The sequence below is a fragment of the Arthrobacter sp. fls2-241-R2A-172 genome, assembly GCF_030208885.1.
Taxonomy (GTDB): Bacteria; Actinomycetota; Actinomycetes; order Actinomycetales; family Micrococcaceae; genus Arthrobacter.
The window spans coordinates 167171-189972 of sequence record NZ_JARVTB010000002.1 but is presented as its reverse complement, the minus strand read 5'-3'; the positions used below and the strand labels follow the sequence as shown (position 1 = coordinate 189972).

At 62.9% G+C, this 22802-nt stretch carries 20 protein-coding genes; 5 read left to right on the top strand and 15 right to left on the bottom strand.

All coding sequences use genetic code 11. The annotated features are described in order from the left end of the window. Positions 1-156: 156 nt before the first annotated feature. Together uvrB and coaE are read right to left on the bottom strand one after the other, a co-directional pair. On the bottom strand, positions 157-2256 hold the full coding sequence (uvrB, locus tag QRM57_RS03740) for an excinuclease ABC subunit UvrB (protein ID WP_257368157.1): 2100 nt from the start codon (positions 2254-2256) through the stop codon (positions 157-159). A gap of 29 nt (positions 2257-2285) precedes the next feature. Continuing rightward, on the bottom strand, positions 2286-3524 hold the full coding sequence (coaE, locus tag QRM57_RS03735; protein ID WP_284985646.1) for a dephospho-CoA kinase: 1239 nt from the start codon (positions 3522-3524) through the stop codon (positions 2286-2288). Positions 3525-3546: 22 nt separating this feature from the next. Here coaE and QRM57_RS03730 point away from each other — a divergent pair, with 22 nt between their 5' ends. Next, positions 3547-4236, top strand: a complete 690-nt coding sequence (locus QRM57_RS03730) for an IMPACT family protein (protein ID WP_284985645.1) — start codon at positions 3547-3549, stop codon at positions 4234-4236. 100 nt (positions 4237-4336) lie between these two features. Here QRM57_RS03730 and rpsA read toward each other — a convergent pair whose 3' ends face one another. The 4 genes from rpsA to polA all read right to left on the bottom strand — a co-directional run bounded on the left by rpsA (position 4337) and on the right by polA (position 11185). Further along, positions 4337-5812, bottom strand: a complete 1476-nt coding sequence (gene rpsA / locus QRM57_RS03725; RefSeq protein WP_090821282.1) for a 30S ribosomal protein S1 — start codon at positions 5810-5812, stop codon at positions 4337-4339. A gap of 184 nt (positions 5813-5996) precedes the next feature. Further along, a complete protein-coding gene (locus QRM57_RS03720) occupies positions 5997-6941 on the bottom strand; it encodes a polysaccharide deacetylase family protein (RefSeq protein ID WP_257368160.1) in 945 nt (314 codons plus the stop codon). A gap of 53 nt (positions 6942-6994) precedes the next feature. Continuing rightward, positions 6995-8308, bottom strand: a complete 1314-nt coding sequence (locus QRM57_RS03715; RefSeq protein ID WP_284985644.1) for a GNAT family N-acetyltransferase — start codon at positions 8306-8308, stop codon at positions 6995-6997. 84 nt (positions 8309-8392) lie between these two features. Then, positions 8393-11185, bottom strand: coding sequence for a DNA polymerase I (polA, locus tag QRM57_RS03710; protein ID WP_416403040.1), 2793 nt, complete (start codon positions 11183-11185; stop codon positions 8393-8395). Here polA and QRM57_RS03705 point away from each other — a divergent pair. Further along, positions 11184-11648: a hotdog fold thioesterase gene (locus QRM57_RS03705; RefSeq protein ID WP_211712601.1), complete on the top strand. Its 465-nt coding sequence runs from the start codon at positions 11184-11186 to the stop codon at positions 11646-11648. The genes polA and QRM57_RS03705 overlap by 2 nt on opposite strands. Here the strand turns inward: QRM57_RS03705 and QRM57_RS03700 are convergent. From QRM57_RS03700 to QRM57_RS03680, 5 genes are all read right to left on the bottom strand, one after another. Then, positions 11645-12202, bottom strand: a complete 558-nt coding sequence (locus QRM57_RS03700; RefSeq protein WP_257368162.1) for a dihydrofolate reductase family protein — start codon at positions 12200-12202, stop codon at positions 11645-11647. The genes QRM57_RS03705 and QRM57_RS03700 overlap by 4 nt on opposite strands. A gap of 48 nt (positions 12203-12250) precedes the next feature. Continuing rightward, positions 12251-13318 carry a hypothetical protein gene (locus QRM57_RS03695; protein WP_257368163.1) on the bottom strand — a complete coding sequence of 356 codons (1068 nt, stop codon included), beginning with the start codon at positions 13316-13318 and terminating at the stop codon, positions 12251-12253. 96 nt (positions 13319-13414) lie between these two features. Further along, entirely contained in the window at positions 13415-13636 is a 222-nt protein-coding gene (locus QRM57_RS03690; RefSeq protein ID WP_257368164.1) for a hypothetical protein, read from the bottom strand. After that, positions 13633-14838, bottom strand: coding sequence for an inorganic phosphate transporter (locus QRM57_RS03685; protein WP_284985643.1), 1206 nt, complete (start codon positions 14836-14838; stop codon positions 13633-13635). Before QRM57_RS03685 ends, QRM57_RS03690 begins: the two co-directional genes overlap by 4 nt. Before the next feature lie 179 nt (positions 14839-15017). After that, entirely contained in the window at positions 15018-15536 is a 519-nt protein-coding gene (locus QRM57_RS03680) for an HAD domain-containing protein (protein ID WP_284985642.1), read from the bottom strand. Positions 15537-15653: 117 nt separating this feature from the next. Here QRM57_RS03680 and kynA point away from each other — a divergent pair, with 117 nt between their 5' ends. Genes kynA through QRM57_RS03665 form a run of 3 tightly spaced genes read left to right on the top strand, consistent with a single transcriptional unit; the run spans position 15654 to position 18657 of the window. Next, on the top strand, positions 15654-16523 hold the full coding sequence (gene kynA / locus QRM57_RS03675; protein ID WP_257368166.1) for a tryptophan 2,3-dioxygenase: 870 nt from the start codon (positions 15654-15656) through the stop codon (positions 16521-16523). Positions 16524-16556: 33 nt separating this feature from the next. Beyond that, complete coding sequence (locus QRM57_RS03670; RefSeq protein WP_284985641.1) at positions 16557-17795, top strand: kynureninase; 1239 nt, start codon at positions 16557-16559, stop codon at positions 17793-17795. A gap of 7 nt (positions 17796-17802) precedes the next feature. Then, on the top strand, positions 17803-18657 hold the full coding sequence (locus QRM57_RS03665; RefSeq protein ID WP_284985640.1) for a PaaX family transcriptional regulator: 855 nt from the start codon (positions 17803-17805) through the stop codon (positions 18655-18657). Here the strand turns inward: QRM57_RS03665 and QRM57_RS03660 are convergent. From QRM57_RS03660 to QRM57_RS03645, 4 genes are read right to left on the bottom strand one after another with little or no spacing between them, the layout of a single operon-like run. Continuing rightward, entirely contained in the window at positions 18644-19981 is a 1338-nt protein-coding gene (locus tag QRM57_RS03660; RefSeq protein ID WP_284985639.1) for an MFS transporter, read from the bottom strand. The two genes, QRM57_RS03665 and QRM57_RS03660, sit on opposite strands and share 14 nt — an antisense overlap. Positions 19982-20014: 33 nt before the next feature. Next, positions 20015-20305 (bottom strand): Dabb family protein, encoded by a 291-nt coding sequence (locus QRM57_RS03655; RefSeq protein WP_235521697.1) that lies wholly within the window; start codon positions 20303-20305, stop codon positions 20015-20017. Beyond that, entirely contained in the window at positions 20302-21966 is a 1665-nt protein-coding gene (gene chcC1 / locus QRM57_RS03650) for a 4-oxocyclohexanecarboxylate 2-dehydrogenase (protein WP_284985638.1), read from the bottom strand. Before chcC1 ends, QRM57_RS03655 begins: the two co-directional genes overlap by 4 nt. A 46-nt stretch (positions 21967-22012) precedes the next feature. Next, positions 22013-22789 (bottom strand): SDR family NAD(P)-dependent oxidoreductase, encoded by a 777-nt coding sequence (locus tag QRM57_RS03645; protein WP_284985637.1) that lies wholly within the window; start codon positions 22787-22789, stop codon positions 22013-22015. Positions 22790-22802: the final 13 nt, after the last annotated feature.

Here is a 22802-nt window from a genome sequence, read left to right as displayed (position 1 = left end):
TTCGCAGGGTACGTGAAAGCGGTGTAAGTCTCTCCGGCCGCCCTGGAGACTTAGTGCTCTGACATGGCGACCCGCTAGGCCCGGCGAGGCAACCATGCCTTGCGTGCTGACGGACTTAGCGCTTGGGATACTCCCCTACGTGCTTCCAACCTTACCTTAGGCGTGGCCCGCGGTCTGCATCTGCCTTAGTTCGCGCTTCAACTCCTTGACCTCATCACGGATCCGGGCAGCCACTTCGAACTGCAACTCGGCCGCCGCCCCGTGCATCTGTTCCGTGAGTTGCTCAATGAGTCCCACAAGGTCCTCAGCGGGAGCTGCAGCGAGCCCGTCCTGCCGGACCGTCGCGGCACCCTTCGCGGCTGACTTACCCCGCTTGGCACCTTTGGCCAGTCGGTTGTTGTTCAGCAGCTCCTGGGTGTCGGCGTCCTCCTTGGCCAGCTGATCGGTGATATCGGCGATCTTCTTGCGCAGCGGCTGGGGGTCGATGCCATGGTCGGTGTTGTACTGGACCTGGATGGCACGGCGACGGTTGGTCTCCTCAATGGCGTGGGCCATGGAGTCCGTGATCTTGTCGGCGTACATGTGCACCTGGCCCGAAACGTTGCGTGCAGCACGGCCGATGGTCTGGATCAGGGACGTCGAGGAACGCAGGAAGCCTTCCTTGTCCGCGTCAAGGATGCTGACGAGGGAGACTTCGGGCAGGTCGAGGCCTTCACGGAGCAGGTTGATGCCCACCAGGACATCGAAGACGCCCATGCGGAGCTCGCGGAGCAACTCGACGCGCCGCAGGGTGTCGACGTCGGAGTGGAGGTATTCCACTTTGACGCCGTGGCCCACCAGGTAGTCGGTGAGGTCTTCCGCCATCCTCTTTGTCAGGGTGGTGACAAGGACGCGTTCGTTCTTTTCGGTCCGTGTCCTGATCTCCCCCAAAAGGTCGTCAATCTGGCCCTTGGTGGGCTTGACCACGACCTCGGGATCGATGAGGCCCGTGGGACGAATGATCTGCTGGACATAGCCATCGGCCTTGCCCAGCTCATATTTGCCAGGGGTGGCGGAGAGGTAGACGGTCTGGCCGATCCGTTCCAGGAACTCATCCCATTTCAGGGGCCTGTTGTCCATGGCGGAGGGCAGCCGGAACCCGAAGTCCACCAGGTTTCGCTTGCGGGACATGTCGCCCTCGTACATGGCACCGATCTGGGGAATGGTGACGTGCGACTCGTCGACGACCAGGAGGAAGTCGTCGGGGAAGTAATCCAGCAGGCAGTGGGGTGCCGTCCCGGGGGCGCGGCCGTCAATGTGTACCGAATAGTTCTCGATGCCGTTGCAGAAGCCCATCTGCTGCATCATCTCAAGGTCGTACGTGGTGCGCATCCGAAGCCGTTGTGCTTCCACCAGCTTGTTCTGCCCCTCGAGCACTTTCAAGCGGTCGGCAAGTTCGTCCTCAATCCGCTTGATGGCACGTGCCATCCGTTCCGGTCCGGCCACATAGTGGGAGGCCGGGAACACGTACATTTCTTCTTCCTCCCGGAGGACTTCTCCGGTCAGCGGATGCAGGGTCTGGATATTCTCGATTTCATCGCCAAAGAATTCGATCCTGATGGCCAGTTCTTCATACATCGGGATGATCTCCACGGTGTCGCCGCGGACCCGGAACGTTCCCCGGTGGAAGTCCATGTCGTTGCGGGTGTACTGCATGGAAACGAACCTGCGCAGCAGGTGGTCCCGGTTCATCTCCGCTCCCTTGCGGAGGGTGACCATTCCGGCAATGTATTCTTCCGGCGTGCCCAGGCCGTAGATGCAGGACACCGTTGCCACCACGATGACGTCGCGGCGGGTGAGCAGCGCGTTGGTGGCGGAGTGGCGCAGCCTCTCGACTTCCTCGTTAATGGAGGAGTCCTTCTCGATGAAGGTGTCCGTCTGCGCTACATATGCTTCCGGCTGGTAGTAGTCGTAGTAGGAGACGAAGTACTCCACCGCGTTGTTGGGCAGCAATTCGCGGAATTCATTGGCCAACTGCGCAGCGAGGGTTTTGTTCTGGACCATCACCAGTGTGGGTCGCTGGACCTGCTCGATGAGCCACGCCGTCGTTGCGCTTTTGCCTGTACCTGTGGCGCCGAGGAGGACGACGTCTTTTTCGCCGTTGTTGATGCGTTCTGTCAGCTCAGCAATGGCGGTCGGCTGGTCACCGGCGGGTTTGAACTCGCTGATCACTTCGAACGGTGCGACGACACGGTTGATTTCCTGGGCAAGGCTCATGAATCAAATCTACCCCCGTCCGAGGACAGCTACTGTCCGCGTTTGCCATCAGCGGAAGACGAATACGACGGCGGCAGCCAGCCTGTGCGGGCAGCCCACTCATCCATGAGCGGCCACGCCACAGCGGCGAACCACGGTTCCTTGGCGTTCGCGTAGGCAGCGGTGTCCAGGTCTTCGGAGTGGTGGGCCACGAGCTCCCGCTTGTGCTCTTCGTAGAGACGCGCAGCAGAGGGTTCGGCCCGCAGCCAGTCGCGGAACTGCAGGGCATAGCGCCACCCGGCTGACCCTGCCGCCCGAACGTGCAGGTTCACCGGCCGGCCCGGGTCCGCGTTGGCATGGAACCTCTTTTCCCACTGCCGGGCATCCGGAAGGGAGGGTTTTGGCGTGTCATGGGTGATGCCTGGGACAGCGGGATAGCCGGCAGCGGCCAGCAGCGGCGCTATCCGGTCCGCCGTCCCCGGATCAGCTACCGTGACCTGGAGATCGATAACGTCCTTGGCGGCCAAACCGGGCACGGACGTCGAGCCTATATGGTCAACGGCAAGGATCTCCCCCGGTGCGGATGCAGCGATGCGGGCCGCGAGCCGCCCGGCCTGCAGGCTCCACGTGGGGTCGGCGGGGACCATGACGGCCGCACCCCGCCTTGGAGCGCGTTTGCCTTGCCGCAGGTTCTCCACGAACGGCACCAGGCGTTGCTCCCAGAGGACGTCGACGCGGGCCAGCAGTTCCTCCCGCGTGCCTACGTTGGCCAGCACTGCGTCTGCGGCGGCATTGCGGGTTTCGCGCGTCGCCTGGGCAGCGATACGTGAGCGGGCATCCTCCGGTGACATGCCGCGAAACTCCACCATTCGTTGCAGGCGCACGTCGTCCGGCGCATCCACCACCAGCACCAGGTGGAAGTTACTGCCCTGCCCTGTCTCAACCAACAGCGGAATGTCCTGCACTACGATGTCATCGGCGCCGGCAGCTGCTACGACCGCCGCGGCGGCTTCACGGACCAGCGGGTGGATGATGCCGTTGAGCACTTCCCGCTGCCCGGCGTTGCGAAACACGATGGAGCCCAGCTGGGGCCGGTCCAGCCTGCCGTCCTGGTCGAGGATGCCCTGACCGAACGCCTCCACCACACGCTCCAGGCCGGGAGTGCCGGGTTCCACCACCTGCCGTGCAAGCGCGTCAGCGTCGACGAGGACAGCGCCCAGTTCCTGCAGCCGTGACGCGACCAGTGATTTTCCTGAGGCGATGCCGCCCGTCAGCCCAATCTTCAACACCACTCAACACTAGACTGAAGCGGTGGAAATTGAGGACGACAGCCGCGCAACAACCTACACAACGCTGGCCGCGGGACCTGATGTCCGCCACGAACTGGAAATCCGCCGATCCCGGTTCATTACCGTGCTGCGTCGTTCGCCTGACGAGGAGACCGCCCGTTCGCTCGTGTCGGACTTACGGCGGGAATTCCATGACGCCCGCCACCATTGCTCTGCGTTCGTCATCGGGCCGGACCGCATGGTCCAACGTTCCAGTGATGATGGTGAGCCCTCGGGAACGGCCGGCATTCCCATGCTCGAAGCCCTCATCAAACGCGAAACAGCACCGCAGGTGACCGACCTGAGCGACGTAAGTGTCGTCGTCGTGCGCTATTTCGGTGGGATCCTGCTGGGTGCGGGAGGGCTGGTGCGTGCCTATTCGGAGTCCGTCTCGTCAGCCTTGGAGTCCGCTCCCCTGGTGAACCGCCGACGGTTGCGGCTCTGTGCAGTGGAAGTCCCGCACGCAGAAGCGGGTCGCCTCGAAAATGAACTCCGGGGCGCCGGGTACGTCATGGCCGAAACCGGTTACGAGGCCAGGCACACCATCCTCCGGCTGGCCCTCGCGGACAACCCCGCAGAGATAGCCAAGGCCCAGGGCAGGTTGGCGTCCCTGACGGCAGGGTCCGTCGAGTTGCGGCCCGAAGGAACTGAATGGATCGACATGCCCCTGTGATAAACCCGCTCCCGCCCCGATCCGACGAACGCAAAAGGACCCCTGCCCGGAGGCAGGGGTCCTTTTTGGCTATTCAGCACATCCCGTGAGGGAGGCGGAATTAGTTGCCGGTGAGCTTCTCGCGCAGAGCGGCGAGTGCTTCGTCGGACGCCAGGGTGCCGGCGTTGGACTCAGCAGCAGCCGGCTCCGAGGAGTAGCTGGTGGTGCCGGAGTCGCTCTCGCCGGACGTTGCAGCTGCAGCGTCGTCGGCAGCGTGCTGGGCAACCTGCTTCTTGTGGGCTTCCCAGCGGGTCTGGGCGTCAGCGTACTGCTGCTCCCAGGCTGCACGCTGGTTCTCGTAGCCTTCGAGCCATTCGTTCGACTCGGGGTCGAAGCCCTCGGGGTACTTGTAGTTGCCCTCTTCGTCGTACTCAGCGGCCATGCCGTACAGAGCGGGATCGAACTCGGTGCTGTCAGCGTCCACACCCTCGTTGGCCTGCTTGAGGGAGAGGGAGATGCGGCGACGCTCGAGGTCGATGTCGATGACCTTGACGAACAGTTCGTCGCCAACGGAGACAACCTGCTCGGCCAGCTCCACGTGGCGGACAGCCAGTTCGGAGATGTGCACGAGGCCTTCGATGCCGTCTTCGACGCGAACGAACGCACCGAACGGAACCAGCTTGGTGACCTTACCCGGAACAACCTGGCCGAGGGCGTGGGTGCGGGCGAAGGTCTGCCACGGATCTTCCTGCGTAGCCTTGAGCGACAGGGAGACACGCTCGCGGTCCAGATCCACTTCGAGGACCTCGACGGTGACTTCCTGGCCAACCTCGACAACCTCGGACGGGTGGTCGATGTGCTTCCAGGACAGCTCGGAAACGTGAACGAGGCCGTCTACGCCGCCAAGGTCCACGAATGCACCGAAGTTGACGATGGAGGAAACAACGCCGGGACGAACCTGGCCCTTTTCCAGCTTGTTGAGGAACGTGGAGCGAACCTCGGACTGGGTCTGCTCGAGCCATGCACGGCGGGAGAGGACAACGTTGTTGCGGTTCTTGTCCAGTTCGATGATCTTGGCTTCGATCTGCTGACCGATGTACGGAGCCAGGTCGCGGACACGACGCATTTCGACGAGGGATGCGGGCAGGAAGCCGCGCAGGCCGATGTCCAGGATGAGGCCACCCTTGACAACCTCGATGACGGTACCGGTAACGACACCGTCTTCTTCCTTGACCTTCTCGATGTCGCCCCAGGCACGCTCGTACTGAGCACGCTTCTTGGAGAGGATCAGACGGCCTTCTTTGTCTTCCTTGGTGAGGACCAAAGCTTCGACCTGATCGCCAACAGCGACAACGTCGCCGGGATCAACATCGTGCTTGATGGACAGCTCGCGGGAAGGGATGACACCTTCGGTCTTGTAACCGATGTCGAGCAGAACTTCGTCGCGGTCGACCTTGACGACGGTACCTTCGACGAGGTCACCGTCGTTGAAGTACTTGATGGTGGCGTCGACAGCTGCGAGGAAGTCCTCAGCGGTACCGATGTCGTTAATGGCGACTACGGGGGTACCGGGCTTCTCGGTGGAGGTGATGGTCATGTAGTAGGGGCTCCGTTGTGGATAGTTAGTCGGTCAGGCGAACCGCTGCCGCCCGGGTCCGGACGGCAGAACACGGCAAATTACCGGGTCATCCTGATTTGTGGATTAATACAAAATGGATGCATGCACGTAGTACACGCCCGTTTATTCTAGTCGCATTGGCAAAGCAGGGTCAAAAGGAGTCCTACGGGGTGAGCACGTCGCTGAGCCGCCCGAACCCGATGCCCCGGTCCAGCAGCCTCGGTAGGACAAGCGCATAGCCTTCCGCCGTGCCCCCGGCCGGCCGGTTGAAGTGTGAAATGACGATGTCACCGGCGGCTACCCGACCCACCTCGGCGGCGACGGTTGCCGCCGGATAGGTGGCTCCGCCGTCGCCGTTTACGGAGAAGTTGACGGGCACCAGGCCCACCCGGTGCGTCATGGCAGCAGCCACGTCGTCGTAGTAGGCAGTCCCTGGGCGGAAGAAGCGTGGCCTTGTCCCGGTCAGTTCGTGCACCACTTCCTGGTTGCCCATGAGCTCGTCGTAAGCCGCCGAAGCGGTAGCGGTTCCGGCGATTCCGTATGCCGACTTACCATTCACGGACAAGGGAAGGTGCGCAGTTCCGTGGTTGGCCAGCTCGAACAGCGGGTCGGCGGCCAGCTCCGCAGACAGCCCCTGGTTGGCACGGATCCAGCGGCTGTTCAAGAAGAGGGTGGCGGGGATGTTGAGCCGGCGCAGCGTTTCCAGCAGCTTCTGGTCGCATGCTGCCCCTCCCGGTCCGCCGCAAGCATCAAAGGTGAGGGCTACTTGCCGGGACTGCGAGTTGTTCACCACCCCGGTCACGTGGAGGCCCCATTCCTTGGGGCGGCGTTCGGCGAACTCCGCCAGGATCTGCTGCTTGTCCGGCACCGCCGGGGCCAGGGCAGCAGCGGCCTGCTCACGGGACCTTGCAGCGATGGACGGCGGCGGAGTAGCGGGGCCTGTTGCCGGGCCTGACGCCGGAAGCGTCGCCTCTCCCGTTGCGTCGGCATCCGTGCCGGAAGCGTTTGCTGTCTCCGAGCATGCTGCCAGGGCCGCTGACGCGAAGCCCGCTATTCCGAGCAACACTGATCGACGGCGGACCAACGGCCGCCGCGTGGAATCCCCCATGGATGTCCCCGTCTTGTTGTGGCTATCTGATGATGTTTGGTTCGGGCTAAGGCTTAGAAGTGGGTCATGCAGTGTGCGGACCGCTCAACTGCGAAGAGCTGCTGGGCTTGGAGCGCAGCGCCTGGACGCTTCTCCTTGATGCGTCCCGCGGCGGCCAACGTCACCGGTGACACGGCGCCCAAATAGATCGACGCGAGGTCCGCCACTTCCAGCCTGAGGTCGGGCGTCTCCCCCGCAGCGTCCCGCACGACGGCGGTGCTGCCGCCGTCGGACTCCACGACCCAGGCACCATCCGCCATTCCCAACGGATCTGCTACTTCCATGACCAGCGTCCCTGCTGACGCGTAGTGGCGGGCCTGCAGGGCTGCCGGAGTATCCAGGATCCGGAGCCACAGCATGTCGCGGATTTCCGAAGCATCGATGCACCTCGGATCTTCAAGGGCCCATGCCAGGGGGTCATCCACGGGAGCCTCGGCCCATGTGATCTCGTCAATGAGGTCGATGCTGCCCAAGAAGCGCCAGAGATCAAGATACCCGGCGTTGGTCGCCGCCACCAGGTCAACGATTTCCATGGTGTACGGCTTGTGCTCCCACCCTTTGAAGCGGTAAGAGACGTAGCCGTCCAACGCTCCGGAAAGATCATAGTGCAGGGCGCAGCGAACGCTGGTGTCGGGCTTGCCGTCGGGGCCAATGGAGCCGGACGCGATCAGCCGGTAATACTCCTGCCGGTCCACGGAACCCGGCGATAGCCGGTGGACGCGCTCAAATACCTTCGGCGCCACGTCCAGGAGCACCGCAGGATCGGCGACCTCGACGGTGCCCTCCGACTCGCCCATCAGGCGGAAGCGTGGCCCGGTGTCAACTTTGATGCTCCGTTCGAACGTAGCCACCCCGAAGCCAAAGCGGCCATAAATGGAGCCTTCGGACGCCGTGAGGGCAGCCATGGCCAAGCCATCGTCCTTGGCAGACTCCAGGTCGGCCGTGATCATTCCGCGAAGGATTCCGTTCCTGCGGTGGGTGCCACGGACCGTCACTGACGTAACCAAATTGGTTTCGAGGTGGCGTCCGAAGCCGATGTTCAGGGACTTGCGCATCGTGGCGTATGTCGCCACGGGCACGTCGGCACCCAAGGAATGGTCCGGCACGGTGCCGTTGACGTAAACGCCGGTCAGCTGTCGCTGGTCAGTCTCGTAAGCAGCGAGCGTCTTGGCCAGGAATTCGTCATCGCGCCGTTGCTGGTGGAAGCCATGTGAGACTGCCTGCACCCACGTGGCGCATCGGCCGTAATCGGCATCTTCCGGGTTTCCTACGGCAGGAAATCGCCGGGCGGAGTATTTTTCAAGGTTTGGTTCATTGGGATCAGCCACGCTCCCGAGCCTAACCAGACGCCGGAGGGCGCGCCACCATCTCGGCGGCGCGCCCTCCGGCGATCCATTGAATGCCTGCCCGGGTTAGTGTCCGGCCTCGTACCAGCTTGAACCCACGCCGATCTGCACATCCAGCGGGACTGAAAGGTCAGCTGCCGAGCCCATCTGTTCGATGACCAGTTTCTCCACTGCCTCGCGCTCCCCTGGTGCCACCTCGAGAACCAGTTCGTCGTGGACCTGCAGCAGCAGGCGGGATTTCAGGCCCTGGGTGGCCAGCTCCGCGGAAACGCCCAACATGGCGCGCTTGATAAGGTCCGCCGCCGAGCCCTGGATGGGTGAGTTCAATGCGATGCGTTCTGCTGCCTCGCGGGCCTGCCGGTTGGTGCTGGTCAGGTCCGGCAGGTAGCGCCGGCGGCCTTCGATGGTGGCCGTGTAGCCATCCGTGCGGGCCTGGTCCACGACGCCGCGCAGGTAGTCGCGAACTCCACCGAAACGGTCGAAGTAATCCTTCATAAGGGTGCGCGCCTCATCGACGGAGATCTCCAACTGCTTTGAAAGGCCAAAGGACGTCAGGCCATACGCCAGGCCGTACGACATCGCCTTGACCTTGGAGCGCATGGCACTGGTGACCTCAGCCGGCTCAACGTTGAAGATCCGTGAGCCCACGAAGCGGTGCAGGTCCTCGCCGTCGCGGTAAGCCTGGATCAAGGCTTCGTCGCCGGACAAATGCGCCATGATGCGCATCTCGATCTGTGAGTAGTCCGCGGACAGCAAGCACTCGTAGCCCTCGCTGACGACAAAGATGCCCCGAACACGCCGTCCTTCCTCGCTGCGGACGGGGATGTTCTGCAGGTTGGGGTTGTTGGAGGAGATACGGCCGGTTGCTGCGATGTTCTGCGCATACGTGGTGTGGATGCGGCCATCGTCGGCAACGGACTTCTTGAGGGTCTCCACCATCTGGGCCAGCTTGGAGGACTCCCGGTGCGCCATGAGCTGGACCAGGAACTCGTGTCCGGTCTTCTCCAGCAGCCCCTTCAAAGACGCAGCATCCGTGGTGTAGCCGGACTTGATCTTCTTGGTCTTGGGGAGCCCAAGTTCGTCAAAGAGGACGGTCTGGAGCTGCTTCGGCGATCCGAGGTTTACCTCGTGGCCGATCGCAGCGAACGCCTGTTCCTGGGCATTGCCGATCACCTTGGTGAGGTCGGCAAGTTGCTCATCCATTCGGTCCGTGGAGACGTAGATACCCGTCAGCTCCATCTGCGCCAGGACGCGCGCGACGGGAAGTTCAAGCGTCGTCAGCAGGGCATCGGCCTTGATGTCGGCAAGTTCGGTTTCGAAGTGCTTGCTGAGTGCGTGCACGACGGCGGCATGCTGGACGAGCGCTGTTGCGGCAACTTCGTCGGTTTCCCCGGAAAGGTCCAGCTCCAGCTGGCCGGAGGGGGCTGCAGCCGCCGCGAGCGAAATTTTCAAGTGCACCTGGGCGAGCTCGGCGAGGTCGTAGCTGCGACGGTCGGGCTGGATCAGGTAACCGGAAATTGAGGTGTCATCCACCACGCCCTCAAGTCCAAGGCCCCGGTTGTGCAAGGCCTTGAGCGCCGATTTGAACTCGTGCAGCACTTTGGCTTCTTCGGGGTCCCGAAGCCAGCGAAGCAGCACGGACTCTGCCGCGGCATCCAGGTCCGCGAGTTCAATGTACGCAGCACCGTTGTTGCGGACTACTGCCAGGGCACTCGCGTCGTCGCCGATGCGCCCGGGAACCAATTGCACCGCGAGGGCTGAGCGCATGCCGGCCCCTGCGCCGAAGAACGCCTCCAGCGACTCAGCGTCCGTGATCCTGGAAAACTCCGGAGCGTCGATGGTGTCCGGTGCGGCACCGGCCGTGTCGTCGCCGTAAAGGTCGAAGAGCCGGGTGCGGAGTGTCCTGAATTCGAGCTCTTCAAAGAGCTCCTCAATGGCTTGGCGGTCAGGGCGTGGTTCGTGCAGGTCCGCCAGTGTGAGGGGCAGGTCAAGATCGGACAGCAGTTGGTTCAGCCTGCGGTTGCGCTTGACGTTCTCCAGGTTCTCCTTGAGGGCACCGCCGACCTTGCCGCCGATGGAATCGAGGTTTTCCAGGATGCCTTCAAGGCCGCCGTAAAGGTTGATCCATTTGGCAGCGGTCTTGGGGCCAACGCCCGGTACACCAGGGAGGTTGTCCGCCGATTCGCCGACCAGCGCGGCGAGGTCCGAGTAAAGGCTCGGTTTGACGAAGTACTTCTCTTCGATGGCAGCAGCGTCCATCTTGGGGATGTTGCTGACGCCCTGCTTCGGGTAGAGCACAAAAACGTTGTCGTTGATGAGCTGGAAGGCGTCCCTGTCACCGGAGACAAGGAGGACCTCGAAGCCCGCCGCGTCGCCCTGTGCTGCCAGCGTAGCCAGGACATCGTCCGCTTCATATCCGGGCATGGCAATGGTCCGGATCCCCCATGCCTCCATGACCTTGGCAATGAGTCCGATCTGGCCCGCGAACTCCGCGGGGGTGGCGTTGCGTCCGCCCTTGTATTCGCTGTACTCGGCCTTGCGGAACGTGGTGTCGTCGGAAACGTCGAAAGCCACGGCAACGTGGGTGGGCTTCTGATCCTTGATCAGGTTGATCAGCATGGACGTGAAGCCGTGCACTGCGTTGGTGTATTGCCCCCGTGCAGTGGAGAAATTCTCGGCGGGAAGGGCATAGAACGCCCTGAACGCCATGGAGTGGCCATCGAGGACCAGCAACCTTGGCCGGCCCTCCCCCGTGCTGTTGGCGGAAGGTGCGGGTGCTGTAGCGACGGCAGCAGCCTGGGCCGTTGGAACCTGGTCCGGTTTGGTTGTTTCACTCACAGGTGCCAGCCTAGTTGGCATGAAGGACAATTTCACGCCGAACCCGTTTGTCGACGAGCTGAATGAGGCAGGTGTGCCTGAAGAGTTCCATGATTGGCTGTCGGCCCACGGAGTTGGCGCCCTGGTGGTGAAACTCGGCATCCGTTTCACCGAAATGGGAGCCGAACGCATCGTGGCGACTATGCCCGTTGAGGGCAATACCCAGGTGGCCGGGATCCTCCATGGCGGGGCCCACGTGGTCCTCGCCGAGACACTGGGATCCTTCGCCGCATCACTGCATGCCGGAAGGGGCAGGCATGCAGTCGGCATCGAAGTGGGCGCCACCCATCACCGCTCGGTTGCTGCCGGCCTGGTGACGGGAACCTGCACGGCCATCCATCTGGGAGGAACCCTTGCCACACACGAGATCGTCATCACCGACGACAAGGGCCGCCGCCTCTCAACGGCCCGGATCACCAACATGATCCGGGACAACCGGCACTAGCCAGTGGTGACGGACTGCGGCATCCGGTAATGCAGTTCCGCAGCGGCGCCCCCAAGGATGCGGGACGAGACCAACTCAAGGGGCGCCGTCGGGCCTTTCAACGGCAGGAGCCGCTTGCCGGCGCCCAGCACCACCGGAATGATGGTGACGATCATTTCGTGGAGGAGTCCCGCGTCGGCAAATTGGGCCACCAAATCTCCGCCACCGACCAACCAGACGTTCCTATCGCCAGCGGCCTTGAGAAGGTCAGGGGCGAAGCTGCGAACGTCACCACGGACGAAGGTAATATCCGATCCCGCCGGCGCAACGTAGTCCTGGTGGGTGAAGACCCAGCATGGCGTTTCCGGATACGGCCAGTTGTCCGGCTCGTGCTCGATCAGCCATCGGTAGGTGTCGCCGCCCATGGCGATACAGCCCACTCCCGCCATGAAGGACCCGATGCTCTCGTTCACGCCGTCCACCTGGTCGAACTGCAGGAGCCAGGCCAGGTCGTCATCAGGTGAGGCGATGAAGCCGTCAACGGTTGCCGCTACGTAGTACTGGAAAAGTGACATGGCCCCAGACTAGCCAGCGGACGGACAGGTGAGTACCTGGACCTGCCCCTAAGGTGCGGCCGTGGTGGACGGTTCAGGCGACGTGGAGGGAGTAATGGAGACGTCCGGCGGCTGTGTTGCGGGAATGGTCCCGGGGGACGGCGACGGACCTCGGGCACCCGTGGACAGGCCGGAGTCCTCGTAGAAGAACGTGACAGTTCCTGCGACCTCCATCGTGTCGGTGATCGAGATCCTGACCGAGTCCCGACCCTGTGCCGGGGGCATCCGGAGGTAGACCGTTCCATAGTCGTGCCGGTCACCAACAAAGTCGACATCCGCAGGTACGCCGTCGAACAGGACCTCGCTTACATGCACGTAGTACCCGTCCAGGCGGACAATGGTGCCGCCCGTGCTGGGACCCGTTGCGCGGGTTGTGCCGGGAAGCGGGTTGAGCTCCTCGTCCACCACGGTCAACCCGACCAGCTGCCTGGGGCAGGCCTCTCCTTGCCCGGGCTGTACGTTGAAGGCCGCCTGCGGATTACTACGGTGCTGGGCAAGCAATGATGCAGCGGTAATCGCAACCCTGAATTCCAGGCACTTGCTTTGTGGAATCTGCGGAGTTGCGCCCACGGCTTTGGATGCCCGTTGCCAGTCCTGCTGGCTTCCGCTTTGCACAGCCCGGCAGACAGCCGCTCCCGCCTGCCACACAGCAGCGTCCTCAGCGCCTTCGAGGCTTTGGGCCAAGGCGTCACATTGGAATTGTTGAAGCAGGAGATATCGCTGTCCCGACACTGGGTCGTTGGGCCCAATGGGTCCGGCAGGCAACCACTGCACAACTTGCGCGTCCGCCTGCGGCCCGCCGGAGGTGGCCGGCGCGTCGGCCGGTTCCGGCGCACTGGAACTGGCCGGCGCTCCCGAGACTGCCGGATCGGTAGCTTCGCGGGGCTGGGCGGTAGTTGGAGCGGCGATGGTTGGCTGCATTTGCTGCGATTGCTGCGAGGTGTCCTGGCTGGCTGCGCTGGAGCCTTGGTCAGGCCGGAGTCCTTCCGTGGATGGGGGAAGGCAGGCAGAGAGTCCCAGCATCAGGATCGGCGCCAAGGCCAGCCCGATGATTTGGTTCCGGGATTGGCATTTCATGACAGCCCCACATCTGCCGGATCACGATCACGCAGTCACGTGCACAACTACACTGCTGATTATTCTCCCGATGGGGTGTGACTGCCAGAGCGGCCGCTATTTACCGAAGTAGGGGACGATCAGGTAGATGCCGAACAGGACGGCTACCCCGCACACGCCGAAGCAGACGTAAGCCAGCGAGCGGATCAATGCGGGTGACTTCTGCTGGGCGTCACCGGCGATGGCCGTCAGGCGTACCCCCAGTGAATACAGGACAACCAAGGTAACGGCAGCCACAAGGGTGACACCTGCAACCTGCAGCAATTCCAACCATTTCATCGCTGCACGTCTCCGCTCGGGGTGGTCTTTCGGTTTTTCTTCTTTTTCCTGAACTGCACTGCGTGGCCGGCCTCGTCGACTTCCACGGCGTTATGGTGGCCGACATGGGACCTACGTGAAACCACGAACATGAACACCACAGCGGACGTTCCAACCACTGCTGCGATGACAACGCCAACGACGCCGGTGCCCACCAGGAGCGCCGTCAGGGCACCGACGATCGCCGAGGCCGGGAGGGTGAACAGCCAACCTAAAGCAATCTTGCCTGCGGTTCCCCATCGGACCGAAGTGCCTTTACGGCCCAGGCCGGAACCGATGACCGAACCCGACGCAACCTGCGTGGTGGAGAGCGCGAAGCCCAAGTGCGATGACGCGAGGATGGCCGAGGCCGTGCTTGTTTCAGCGGAGAATCCCTGCGCGGGCTTAACCTCGGTCAGACCGGAGCCCATGGTCCGGATGATGCGCCAGCCGCCGGCATAGGTGCCGATCGCAATCGCCAGGGCGCAGGCGGTGATGACCCAGAATTGGGGGCCGCTGCCGGGGGACTGGGTGCCTCCAGCGATCAGGACCAGGGTGATGATACCCATGGTCTTTTGGGCGTCGTTCGTACCGTGGGCGAGGGCCACCAGGCTGGACGTGAAGATCTGGCCCGTGCGGAACCCACCGCGTTTCTGGGTGAGTTTGTCGCCGGTCTCGGGATCGTGCCGCGACGTAAGCGCGTAGGCCAGGCGGGTACAGATGTAAGCCACGAACCCCGCGATCAGGGGTGCGATGACTGCGGGCAGGATGACCTTCTGCAGGACAGTTTCAAAGTTGATGGAGTGGAAGCCAATGCCAACCACTGCAGCGCCGATCAGGCCGCCGAAAAGGGCGTGCGAGGAACTTGAAGGCAGACCCTTGAGCCAGGTGATCATGTTCCACAGAACTGCGCCCATGAGTCCCGCGAAGATAATATCCGGCGTGATGTGGATGCCGTCCGTACCTTCCCGGATCAGGCCTCCGGAAATGGTCTTGGCCACTTCGGTGGAGAGGAACGCGCCCACAAGGTTGAGCACAGCCGCCAGGGCAACAGCCGTTTTGGGCTTGATCGCCCCCGTAGCGATGGGTGTAGCCATCGCATTGGCTGTGTCGTGAAACCCGTTGGTGAAGTCAAAAAATAGGGCCAACGCTATTACCAGCGCGACCATGAAGGTGATATCCACCTGTTGCCCAATCTGCAGAGTCGACGTTCAGCAGTTCCACTTCCCCGTACCTGCCATCCACAGCATAGTTCAGCATCTGTTCAACTGACTCGACTTGCGGGATTCATTCTGGCGGGCTTGAAACCTTAAGAATCCTACGTGGCGGGGCCCTGAGCGGACAAACGTACCCGGGGCAGGCATCAACCCAAATATGCCCGGACGGCCGCCAAATCCTTACGCGTCAGCCCCTTCCGTGGATCCGGGGAGACGCACAGCACACGGTCCTGCTGGTACTCGGCCCAGGAACGTGCCTCGGGCTCGGCACTGAGTTGGTCATCCAGCCAGATCATCCGATCACTACCGGCCGACGCCAGATCCTTCTGGAGGGCCACCAGCTTCCACCATTCGGGGCCCTCGTCCCAGCCCTGGCTGGAGAGTACCGGCCAGTCCTCACCCCTCAGTCCAATGGCGGGGCAGAGGAACTCAGGCGCCAACCGTTCCCAGGTGGTGAGCCAGACGAAGCGGGCAGCCGGGTGGCCGGAGAGGTCATTAAGCTCGGCCACGGCCTCCGGCGCGAAAGCAACTTCGAGGATGCCCGCATCGGCGAAGGTCCATTCGTTACCCCAGCCAGTGGTTCCTACGGGACTGAAGGGGTTCACCACGCCGTCGACATCCAGGTAGATCGACACCGGAGCTGTCCGCCCTTGGGTGGATTCCATGTCCACTCCCCCTTCCCCAACGGTTCAGCATCAGCCTACGGGATGGCGCAATCGCCGGTTGGGGGTTGGGCAGAATCAAACTCTTGACGTTCGTCATGCAAGTGATATTCTCAAGGCATGGAAAAGCCCCCCGCCCATTCCCCGCAGAGTGTCCGCCACATCGAAGAAGGTGTCCGCACCGATTTCCGCCATGCGATGTCTTACGGCGGATATCTGGACCTTGACCAATTGCTCAGTTCCCAGCACCCGCTCAGCGAGCCGGAACATCATGACGAACTGCTGTTCATCATCCAGCACCAGACCAGCGAGCTATGGCTCAAGCTTGTCCTGCACGAACTCCTGGAAGCCCGGAGGTTGTTCGACGCCGACAACCTGGGAAAAGCGCTCAAGTGCATCGCCCGCGTGAAAGCCATCCAGCGCACCATGACCGAACAATGGTCCGTCCTGGGCACCCTGACGCCTCGCGAGTACTCCCAGTTCCGCGGCTTCCTGGGGAGTTCCTCGGGTTTCCAGTCCTTCCAATACCGCGGCGTCGAATTCCTGCTGGGAAACAAGAACCGGGGAATGCTGCGCGTGTTCGAAAGCGAGCCCGAGGCCCACGCACTGCTCGGCAGGTTGTTGGAGGAGCCAACTCTCTACGATGCGTTCCTAGGCGTCCTTTCCCGTGCCGGCTACGACATTCCTGCCGACATCCTGGAGCGGGACACCAGCGAACCCTGGACCTTCCGCCAAGACCTCGTTCCCATCTTCCAGAAGATCTACGAGTCCGATGACACACAGTGGGGACTCTACGAAGCGTGCGAAGACCTGGTGGACATCGAGGACAACTTCCAGGCATGGCGGTTCCGGCACCTCAGGACCGTCCAGCGCACCATCGGGTTCAAGGTAGGAACCGGCGGATCGTCCGGAGTGGACTTCCTCAAGCGCGCCCTGGACCTGACCTTCTTCCCCGAGCTCTATGCCGTCCGGACCGAGATCGGCAACTAAGCAAGACTGCCCGCCTACACCACAGGAGGAACCATGACCACCGCACAGCAAACCCACCGGCCAACGTCGGCCGAACTGGATGCCGCCGATCCCCTCGCCGCCCAGGGTGAAGCCTTTTACGCGCCCGACGCCGATCAGCTCACCTCATATTTGGACGGCAACTCACTAGGACGCCCCCTGAAGGCCACCGCCGCACATCTGGCGTCCTTCGTCCACGACGCCTGGGGCAGCCGCCTCATCCGGGGCTGGGATGAACAATGGATGGACGAACCCACAAACGTTGGCGACCGCATCGGTGAAGTGACTCTTGGCGCGGCGCCGGGACAGACCACAGTTGGCGATTCTACGTCGGTAATGCTTTACAAGATGATCCGCGCCGCGGTGGATTCCCAGCCCGGACGCGACGAGATCATCATTGACCGCGACAACTTCCCCACCGACCGGTTCATTATTGAGGGAATCGCCAAGGAACGCGGCGCAACCATCAAGTGGATCGCTGCCAACCCCGCCAGTGGTGTCCGCGCGGACGACCTGGACGGACTGCTTGGCGAGCGGACCGCCGTCGTGGTCCTCAGCCATGTGGCGTATCGCTCGGGGTTCCTTGCGGACGCGAAGGGAATCACCGCCAAGGTCCACGAGGCCGGTGCGCTGATGCTCTGGGACCTGTGCCACTCAGTCGGTTCCGTGCCATTGGAACTGGACGCGTGGGGAGTCGACCTCGCGGTGGGCTGCACGTACAAGTACCTCAACGGTGGACCCGGCTCACCGGCCTTTGCCTATGTGAATGCCTCGCAGCAGGACCGTTTGCAGCAGCCCATTTGGGGATGGATGGGCGCCGCGAACCCCTTCGGCATGACGGATTCCTACGAGCCTGCGCAGGGAATCCGGCGGTTCATCACGGGAACACCGCCGGTGCTGGCCATGCAGCCCCTCAAGGACATGGTGGAACTGATCGCTTCGGTAGGCATGGAGGCCGTCCGGGAGAAGTCGATCAAGATCACCGAGTATGCGATCGCTTTGGCAGAGGAACACCTGGTGCCTCTCGGCGCCGAAATCGTGAGTCCCCGGGACCCTGCCGAGCGTGGCTCGCACATTACCGTGGACCACCCGCTCTTCGCTGATGTCACTGCCGCCCTCTGGGAAAAGGGGGTCATTCCCGATTTCCGCCCGCCGCACGGGCTGCGCATTGGCCTCTCGCCGTTGAGCACCAGCTACGCCGAGGTTGAGCTGGGAGTGACCGCCATCCGGGACGCCCTCGCCGAACTGCTGTGAGCCTGAAGTGAGCGCTGTACTGGACGATATGGACTCCCGCCCCGGGAGTACCACTTCATTGCTGCGGACCGTCATTGGCCTGTACTTGAGGGATGCCGGGGGTTGGATGTCGGCGAAGGACATCGTTGCCCTGATGGAGGCCCTCGGCACGTCCGGCACAGTCACCCGGACCGCCTTGGGCCGGTTGCGCAAGAAGGATGTGGTCCTGCAGGAAAACCGTGACGGACTCCCCGGCTATACGCTCACCGACGGCGCCTCCACGATGCTGGCCCGTGGTGACCGCCGGATCTACAACCCCCGCAGCATGGGCGACGCCGATCCGTGGTGCCTGATCTCGTTTTCCATTCCGGAGACCGAACGCGAAAAGCGCCACCAGCTGCGGCGCAGGCTCCATTGGATCGGCTGCGGGACAGTGGCCGCGGGTTTGTGGATCTGCCCTGACTCCCTGCGGGGGGAGGTGGAGGAAATCCTGGCCGACCTGGACCTGCGGGACATGGCAACCGTCTTCGTGACCGAAACCCCGTTGGTAGGTGGCAGCCTCCGGGATGCCGCGTCGAACTGGTGGGACCTGGAGGCGGTGGCCGGCCTTCACAAGGACTTCATCAGGGAGCATGGTGCCGCGGTTTCAGGCCACGCGGTTGACGTCTCAGCGAAGGCCTTCGCCACCTACGTCCAGTGCATCGACCGATGGCGGATCATCCCGTACCTCGACCCCGGGTTGCCGGCAGCATTCCTGCCAGCCGACTGGCCCGGGGCCGAGGGTGCTGAATTGTTCAAACGGATTGTTGCCGCCTATGCCGAACCCAGTGCCGAATTCGTTCGACGCTGTCTGGCGGGCACGGCCGCAGCTACGGTTTCCTGACGGCGATTCCCCGCCAGTACGGCTCCCCCAGGTCTTCGATGGGCGTCTTGGCGGTTTCCCGTGAGAAATAGGCGGAGACGCCGGCGATGGCCATGCACAGCACCGCGAACCCGGCGACAGGAAGCCACCCGTCGTGGCCCTTGCCCAGCAGCAGTCCTGCGATAAGGGGAGCAAAGCCAGCCACCACCAATCCCAACTGGTTCCCCAAAGCCATGCCCGAATACCGGACCGGTGCGGCGAAGAGTTCGGCGAAGTAGGCGGGCCAGATTCCGTTGAAGCAGGAATAGAGCAGCGTCATGTTGATGAACGCGGCGGCGAAGACCAGGAAGATGTTTCCGCTGGACAACGCCATGAAGTAGGCGAAGATCGTCGCTGAGCAGCCTATTGCCGCTGTGAGGAGCAACGGCCTGCGTCCCCAATTGTCGGACAGTTTCGCCGTCAGGGGCATCACGAACATGGACAAGCCAATGGCCACCGCGTTGACAGTGAGGATGGATGCCTTGTCGAAGCCTGCGGCGCCGGTGGCGTAGGACAAACCGAAAACTGTGAAGATCGTCTGCATAACGGACATGATGGACATGCCAACCACCCTCGCCACATCGGCTGACTGGAAACGAAGGACTTCCCGCAGCGGCATCGGGGCCACGGCCTGCCGGTCCTTGGCGTCCTCAAACACCGGAGTCTCATCCAGGTGCGTCCGCACCCAGTAAGCGACGCCCAACACCACAATGGACAACCAGAACGGGATGCGCCAACCCCAGCTCATCAACGCCTCGGTGGGCAGTGCGGAAACCGGGATAAAGACGAGAGTCGCGAGCACCATGCCGGAGGCATAACCGGTCATGACGAAGCTGGTAAAGAAGCCGCGGCGGCCCTCGGGTGAGTGTTCCAGGGTCAGTGTGGACGCACCTGCCGATTCCGCCCCTGCAGAGAACCCCTGCGCCAGGCGGCCAATGACCAGGAGGACCGGTGCCCAGAAGCCAATCTGGCTGTAGCTTGGCAGGAACCCGATGCCGAGGGACGACAGTCCCATGACGCCCAGGGTGATGAGCAGGATTTTCTTGCGTCCCAGCTTGTCGCCGAAGTGGCCCATGACCAGCCCACCCACCGGCCGGGCCACATAGGCCACGCCGAAGGTGGCGAAGGCTCCGATCAGTCCCACCGCAGGATCATCGGAGGGAAAGAAAAGCGGCCCGAAAACCAGCGCGGCGGCTGAGCCATAAATGAAGAAGTCGTAGTACTCGAGGGTGCTTCCGAGGAACGAGGCCAAAGCCGCTTTTCCAGGGGTCTTGCGCAGCGTCGTTTGCTGGGCAGTTGTAGACATGGCTGTTCTCCTTCGAACGGCGTCCAAGTGGTGCTAGAGGTGGAAATCGACGGCGATGATGTGCTCGCTGTTGGGAAACGAGTACTTCTTGAGTGGCTCGTGGAGGGGATGGGTGTTGTAGGCATCGATGTCCTCGGCAGAGGCAAAATCGGCAACGATCGCGTAGTCGAAGGAGCGTTCGTGCTGGAAGACATCAGCGCCGTGGGTCAGTTTCAGGAGGCCCGGAATCTTGCCGTCCATCGCATCCAGGCCCGCCACCCAGGCGGCTTTGTCCGCTGCGGGAAAGTCAGGCTTGAACTTGAACAACACTGCGTGGCGGATCATGCTCCCACTCCTGTCGTCACACTGTCACCCGCATACTCGGCCGGTTGGCCGGCAATGGTCCGGCCCGCAAGGTATCCCATGGTCATGATGGGGCCAAGGGTGGCTCCCGCCCCCGGGTAGCCTGCGGCGTAGGCATTCTCCGTGGTGTTACCGGCGGCAAAAAGGCCTGGGATGGCGTTGCCGTCCACGTCCAGGACGCGGGCCCGGCCGTCCGTCGCTACGCCTCCGTTGCTTCCGAACGCACCGTTGACCACCTCCATTGCGTAGAACGGTCCGGTCAACAGCGGGCCCAGTGACGGATTGGGCCAAGGGCAGTCGTCATCGCCCCAGTACTTGTCGTAGGCGCTTTCACCCCGTCCGAAGTCCGGGTCCTCACCTTTGACGGCATATTCGTTGAAGCGGCTGACCGTTGCGTTGAGTTCGTCGGCAGGGACACCGATCTTTTCGGCCAGCTCTTCCAGCGTGGGTGCTTCGATCAGGTAGTCCGGCGTTGCTTGGCCGGCCCGGTGAGCCAGGACGCCGTAGCGCTCCAGGTAGCCGTGGTCGAAGACCACATGTGCCGGGGTGTTCAGGGTCTGGTTGTTCGGCGAATCCCAGGACTGCAGGCAGCGTGCGAGATCGTTGTAATTCTGGGACTCGTTGGCGAATCGGCGTCCGTGCCGGTTGACCATGAGCGAGCCAGGTCCTTGCCGTTCGAACCTCAGCAAGGTGCCAATGGGCGCTCCATCGCGGGTGTCTCCCGTGATGGACATCGGCGCCCACCAGGCTTCACGGGTTCCGCGGGTCTGTGCCCCGATCCGCTGTGCCATCTTTAGTCCGTCGCCAGTGTTGGAGGGTGGTGAGCACATGATGTACAGGCGGGAGGCCAGCAACGAATCGGCCAGCGCCTTGTCCCACTCGAAGCCACCGGTAGCGAGGACGACGCCGTCGTTGGCGTGGATAGTTTCACCCGACTCGAGTTCGACGCCCACTACCCTGCCGCCGTCGAGCAGGAGTCGTTGACCGCGGGCGCCAACCACCAGTGCCGCGCCGTCCCGGACCAGGCTCGCAAGCAGCATGGCAACCAGGGCATGGCCTTTGGCCACAAGTCCTTGGTCCTGCCGCTGGTTCAGCTCCTTCCACGGGAACTTGGTGAAGGCACCCCAGTTCTCATACTCCTGCATAGTGAACGGGGCCCTGCCGTCGGACCGGACATGGTGCGCAAGTTCGCCAAGTGCCTCGCGGATGTTGAACAGTTCGGGTTCAACGGTCCGCCCGCCTTCAACGGAACCGGGAAGGTCCTGTCGGTAGTCCGGGAAATTATCCAGGAAGATGAAACGGACCCCGCATTCGTCCTCGGTAAAACGGAGCATGGTGTCCCCGTAGTCGAGGGCAGCATCAAGGAGCTCTTCGCGGCTACGTCCGCGGGCCACAGCGCGGATGTATTGCGCCGCGGCGTCCTTCGAGTCGCTCAGACCGGCTTCGCGGGCGTGGTGGTTGTCGGCCACCCACAGCATGCCTCCCGATACCGCTGAGGTACCGCCCAGCAGCTCGGTCTTTTCGAGGACGACGACGGATTTGCCCGCCTTTGCGGCGGTGGCCGCTGCCGTCAGGGCGCCTGCGCCCGAGCCGACCACGACGACGTCGTAGGTATCGGTTTGTGTGCCGTTCAGGAATTTCACGGTGGAGCCTTTCGGGAATGAAATGGGGTTGCAGTTGCCAGGCGGGTCAGACCGCGGTGTAGCCGCCGTCGATCACCAGTTCGGATCCCGTGGTGAACCGGGATTCATCGGAAGCGAGGTACAGCACGCCGTAGGCAATTTCGTCCGGTTCGCCCTGCCTGGGCAGCGGGTTGCTGCCTACCAACTGCCGGTAATAGGCCTCTGCCCCGATCTCTGACTGTTCCGCCGACCGGCGGCTCATCCTGGTGTTCATGGATCCCGGGTGGATGGAGTTCACCCGTACACCGTGGGCGCCGTAGGTGGCGGCATCGGACTTGCTGAGGAGCCGGACAGCGCCCTTGGTTGCGTGGTAGAGCGGCACGTTGCGTCCGCCGGTCAGTCCGTGGATGGAGGAAAAGTTGATGATGCTTCCGGACTGCTTGGCGATCATGCCTGGAACCACGTACTTGGTCATGAGCCAAACCCCTTTGACGTTGACGTCAAAGATGGCATTGAAATCTTCCATGGACGCGGTGTGGCTTGCTCCGGCGACGCCGATGATACCGGCAGCGTTGACCAGGATGTCCGGAGCGCCGAGCTCTTCGCTGAGATTTCCGATCGTCCTTGCGACGCTGGACTCATCGGTGACATCCACGTCGTATTCGGTGATACCGGGATGGTTGCCCCCGGCCGGCGTCCCGGCCCGGTCCAACGAGGCTACGGACGCCCCGTGGTCAGCCAACAACCGGGCGGTTGCGCTTCCCAGGTCTCCCCTGCCGCCGGTAACCACAACCACTTTCCCGGCCACGCGTTGGGACGGCTTTCCGTGTACTGCTGACTCCATGACCAAAACTCCT